Annotated in this window: 5 protein-coding genes; all 5 read left to right on the top strand. The window is 43.0% G+C overall.

Translation table 11 applies throughout. The annotated features are described in order from the left end of the window. On the top strand, window positions 1-845 hold an 845-nt coding region (locus LBQ60_13015), incomplete at its 5' end, for an aldehyde dehydrogenase family protein (GenBank protein MDR2038837.1). Window positions 846-980: 135 nt separating this feature from the next. Next, a complete protein-coding gene (locus tag LBQ60_13010; protein MDR2038836.1) occupies window positions 981-1,544 on the top strand; it encodes a hypothetical protein in 564 nt (187 codons plus the stop codon). Between the two features lie 9 nt (window positions 1,545-1,553). Beyond that, window positions 1,554-2,051, top strand: coding sequence for an SRPBCC domain-containing protein (locus LBQ60_13005; GenBank protein MDR2038835.1), 498 nt, complete (start codon window positions 1,554-1,556; stop codon window positions 2,049-2,051). Between the two features lie 126 nt (window positions 2,052-2,177). Further along, the gene (locus LBQ60_13000; protein MDR2038834.1) at window positions 2,178-2,747 is read left to right on the top strand and encodes a DUF4256 domain-containing protein; all 570 of its coding nucleotides are present in this window, start codon (window positions 2,178-2,180) and stop codon (window positions 2,745-2,747) included. 270 nt (window positions 2,748-3,017) lie between these two features. Then, a partial coding sequence (locus LBQ60_12995; GenBank protein MDR2038833.1) for a glycoside hydrolase family 95 protein occupies window positions 3,018-4,712 on the top strand: 1,695 nt, incomplete at its 3' end.

The following is a 4,712-nucleotide window of genomic DNA, read 5'->3' as shown; positions in this document are numbered from 1 at the left end:
CGGAAATTTTACAGTGGAGGTTCGATAAGATATTCTTTACCGGAAGCACCCGCGTCGGCAAAATCGTATACGAGGCAGCCGCCAAAAACCTTATCCCGGTAACGCTGGAACTGGGCGGGAAATCTCCTGCAATCGTGACAAAGAATGCAGACCTGCAGGTAGCTGCTAAGCGGATCGTTTGGGGTAAGTTCCTGAATGCCGGTCAAACCTGTGTAGCCCCGGATTATTTACTGGTAGAAGAAGATATTAAAGATCGTTTCATCACTTTGTTGAAACAGCGGATCGAAGAAACCGGATATGAAGATGGCGCCCAACACTATGTAAAGATCATCAACGACCGGAATTTCAATCGATTGCTCCGTCTCATAGATTCGTCAAAAGTGGTTTACGGGGGCAACTTCGATGAATCGACATTATATATCGGCCCCACAGTGATGGATCATGTTATCTGGGAAGATGCCGTTATGCAGGAAGAAATTTTTGGTCCGATCCTGCCTGTCATTACTTTTAAAAAGCTGGATCATGCATTGGAAGAAATACAAGCCCGTGAGAGACCGTTATCAGCATATCTGTTTTCGGACAACAAAAAGGAGAAAGATATATTTATCAGGCATATCCCGTTCGGTGGCGGATGTATTAATGATACGATCATGCATCTTGTTAACGGGAATATCCCATTCGGCGGGGTAGGAAATTCCGGAATAGGCAATTACCATGGAAAATTTGGGTTCGATACCTTCTCACACAAAAAAGCGATCCTGAAAAAAGCCAAATTGGGAGCGGAAAATATTAAACTTCCTCCCTACAGTGAGAGCAAATTTAAATGGATCAAGAAGTTAATATAAAAGATTTTACTTTTGTAAAACAAAGAAGTTCAATGCAAAAGTTTTAAGCACTCTGTTCTATTTATTATTTAATTAAATTGCATTGATCGAATTGATTACGTTTACATTAATTAATTGGCAATACTTGTATCTAACATGATCACAAAAGCAGAACTGGAAAAATTAGCCTCCAAAGATCCTAAGGTCAAATATGGATTTGCCAAAGAGTTGCTTCATACAGCAATTGAAGATCCGGTATCGTTGTATCCGTACTTTAATTACTGGACAACGCTGGTATCGGGTACAAACAATATCCTGAAATGGACAGCCATCGATATCATCGGCTATCTTTCGGCAGTGGATACGGACGATAAAACCGATGAAATAATCGATCTTTTTATCGGGATTTTACATTGCGGGGCGCTTATTTCCTGTAATCATGTTATTTTTTCGCTCGGATTGATCGCAAAAAACAAGGAAAAACACAGGAAGAAAATTTTCGACGAATTTTTCCTCATACCTGAAGATATATTTGAAACGGAGGAATGTAAAAATATTGCAACAGGAAAAGTGCTGGAAGCCATCAAGCCTTTTCTTGAGGAACTAAAAAATGAAGAAGCAGCTGTTACCTTTATCGGAAATGCGGCAGGTTCTTCGCGTAATTCGACCAGAAAGAAGGCGGAACAATTATTACAGCAACTGGAAAAAATCAATCAATAAGTAAAAAAAATGAAAAACAAGCCATTATCCGACTTCCGGATCAACACAGAAAACAACACGGTACATATTACACGTGAATTCGCTGCAAATGTAGAATTTGTCTGGAATGCATGGACAAAACCAATGTTCCTCGATCAATGGTGGGCGCCGAAACCATACCGTACCGAAACCAGATCCATGGACTTTAAAGAGGGAGGAATGTGGCTATATGCAATGATCAGTCCTGAAAATGAAACACATTGGAGTAAAGCTGAGTACAAAAGCATCGAGCCGACCAGACAAATATCCTGGTTAGATGCATTTTGCGATGAGAACGGAAACGAGAACCCGGAAATGCCTCATTCATTATGGACCATTAATTTCATTGAGAATAATGGTATAACATCGGTAAATATCAACATACGGCATGATCGTACTGCCGATCTGGAAATGCTGATCCAAATGGGTTTTAAAGAGGGAATAAATATGGCCTTCGAAAATCTGGACAAACTCCTGTTAAAGCTGTAAAAAAATACGGTCTATATACGCGGTCCGACTTCGTTATGGTCGTTTTACGAAATGACATCGGCAAATGATATGCCGTACCAAAGAATGCAGACCTAAATCGCAGACTAACCATATCAATAACTGAACATGACAAAGAATAATAAAAAAGAAATTCCCCCGGAACAAAAAGAAGCCATACTCAACACATTGAAAGAACGTTTCGAACGAAACATGCACCGGCATCAAGGGATCAAATGGGTGAATGTACAGGTAAAGCTGGAAGCCCACCCTGAAAAGCTATGGTCGCTGATTGAAATGGAAAGGACCGGTGGCGAACCGGATATAGTAGGTGATGAAACGGAAACAGGCGCATATATTTTCTACGACTGTTCGGCGGAAAGCCCTAAAGGCCGGAGAAATGTCTGCTATGACCGTGAGGGGCAGGAATCGAGAAAGGAACATCAACCGGAAAACAATGCCGTTGACATGGCTGCTGATATGGGAATCGAATTGTTGACAGAGGAAACCTACCGGACACTACAAAAACTGGAAAGTTTCGATACGAAAACATCCAGCTGGCTAAAAACACCTGCTGAAATCAGAAAGCTCGGCGGTGCTATCTTTGGCGATTATCGCTACGGACACACTTTTGTGTACCACAACGGCGCCTCATCATACTATGCCGTGAGAGGATTCCGCGGTTCGTTAAGAATCTGAACCATTACAGGCAGCGAGACGGGAATATTTATGAGAAAATGAGCTGAAATAAAGCTAATTGGCTTATATTTCGGATGATTAAGGAATTGATACCTGCGGGTAATCGGGGTTTCCGGATATTTCATAAACCGGTAAAAATCAGGTAAAGTAATTTAATAATAAGACAAATCATCATAGTATGAGACAATATTACATCATTTAGGGACGAAATTACAAGGTGGTTGATGCCGGAAGCCGTATATTTAAGTCGAAATTCAATAACCGATAAAAATGATGAACAAGAGGATCTTCTTTATGCTGTGGATATTCCTGTTTTATTCGGGAATAAGGACATTATACGCTCAAAAAACAGAAAAACAACCCACCTGTGGTATGTATATGGAATATCCTGCGGTCGACTGGCGCGAAGCCTTACCAACAGGCAACGGCGACATAGGCGCCATGCTCTACGGTAATGTTACCCGTGAGCGGGTGATGCTCAATCACAAGCGATATTTCTATCATCGCAACCATAAAGACTTACCTGATTTTTCGGTGCATCTTCCCCGTTTACGCCAAATGATGGATGAAGGGCGTTACGAAGAGGCCAGTGATTTTTTTATGGGGAAAATCCGGGAAAGCGGTTACGGAAATACCCGGAGCGGCGAGTATCAGCCTGGATTTGACCTTGAAATCAGGCAACAGCCGGTAACTCCTTTTTCCGGTTATGGCCGTACGCTGGACTTCGAGACCGGTGAAGCCGTAGTATACTGGGATGAAGGCGGATTGTTTTTTTCACGTTCGCTCTTTGTTTCCCGTGCCGATGATGTGGTGGTACTGCGTTTAAAAACCAACCAAAAAGGCAGCATATCCGGAAATTTCTCCCTGACTCCGCATGATTTTAACGATGCGGTCAATAAATCCGTGCTGGTTAGTCCCGATAAGCTGGGACTGAAATTTGAAAACCCGCAGACAGACCCGCAGGGATTTATCTGTATATCGGGACAACGGGAGGATGATGGAGCATATTTCGGCGCCGTAGCAAAAATAATTCCGTCGGGCGGAAGTATTAAAACCGTAAACACACGTACAGGGGATATTTTATCTGTAGAAAATGCCGACCATGTACTGGTATTGATCCGGATGTTCTACAAAGGGACTCCTTCCGGACGTTTCGACGAAGCCAGACAGGCGTTGAACTCGCTTCCGGCGGATTATGACGAACTATTGAAAAACCATGTCCGGATACACCAGAAAATGTTTAACCGCTGTAAGGTCGATCTTCATGCAGGAGTCAACCGTCAGCTATCGAACGAACGCCTGTTACTGGATGCCTATAAGGGACAAACATCCAATGCATTGATTGAAAGGATGCATAACTACGGACGTTTTCTCCTGATATGCAGTTCCAATCCTGATGGTTTACCAGCTAACCTGCAGGGCGTATGGAACGGATTGTATTTTCCTCCCTGGCAGGGATCTTTTTTCTTTAATGAAAATATAGAAATGAATTACTGGCAGGCGCTACAGGGTAATCTGCCCGAAGTACTGTTGTCCCTGATTAACCTTGTGGAATCGGGAGTAGCTGACTTTCGCGAAAATGCAGAGAAATATTACGGTTGCCGCGGGGTGTTGACACCCATTCGTATGATTGATGATTTCGGGAAAAAGACCGGAGCCATCCCCCATGATGTCTTCTTTACGGGAGGAGCAGGCTGGTTGGCCCAGTTTTTCTACGATTACTGGCTTTTTACAGGCGATGATGAGTTCCTTCGCCGGAGAGCCGTACCCTTTATGAAGGAAGTAGCGTTGTTTTATGAAGATTTTGTGCAGAAGGATGAAAAAGGACAACTGAAGATGTATCCGTCCGATTCGCCTGAAAATGTACCGACAGGACAGAAAACACAGTTATGCATCAATGCGACGATGGATTTTGCCGTGATGAAAGAGGTTTTTACCAACCTGATCGATGCCTGTACGCACCTC

The organism is Bacteroidales bacterium, from assembly GCA_031275285.1.
Taxonomy (GTDB): Bacteria; Bacteroidota; Bacteroidia; order Bacteroidales; family UBA4181; genus JAIRLS01.
This window is presented reverse-complemented; position numbering and strand designations above follow the sequence as displayed.

Coding starts and splice junctions, on each gene's coding strand:
- LBQ60_13010 (MDR2038836.1), top strand. CDS start 981: ATGATCACAAAAGCAGAACTGGAAAAATTAGCCTCCAAAGATCCTAAG.
- LBQ60_13005 (MDR2038835.1), top strand. CDS start 1,554: ATGAAAAACAAGCCATTATCCGACTTCCGGATCAACACAGAAAACAAC.
- LBQ60_13000 (MDR2038834.1), top strand. CDS start 2,178: ATGACAAAGAATAATAAAAAAGAAATTCCCCCGGAACAAAAAGAAGCC.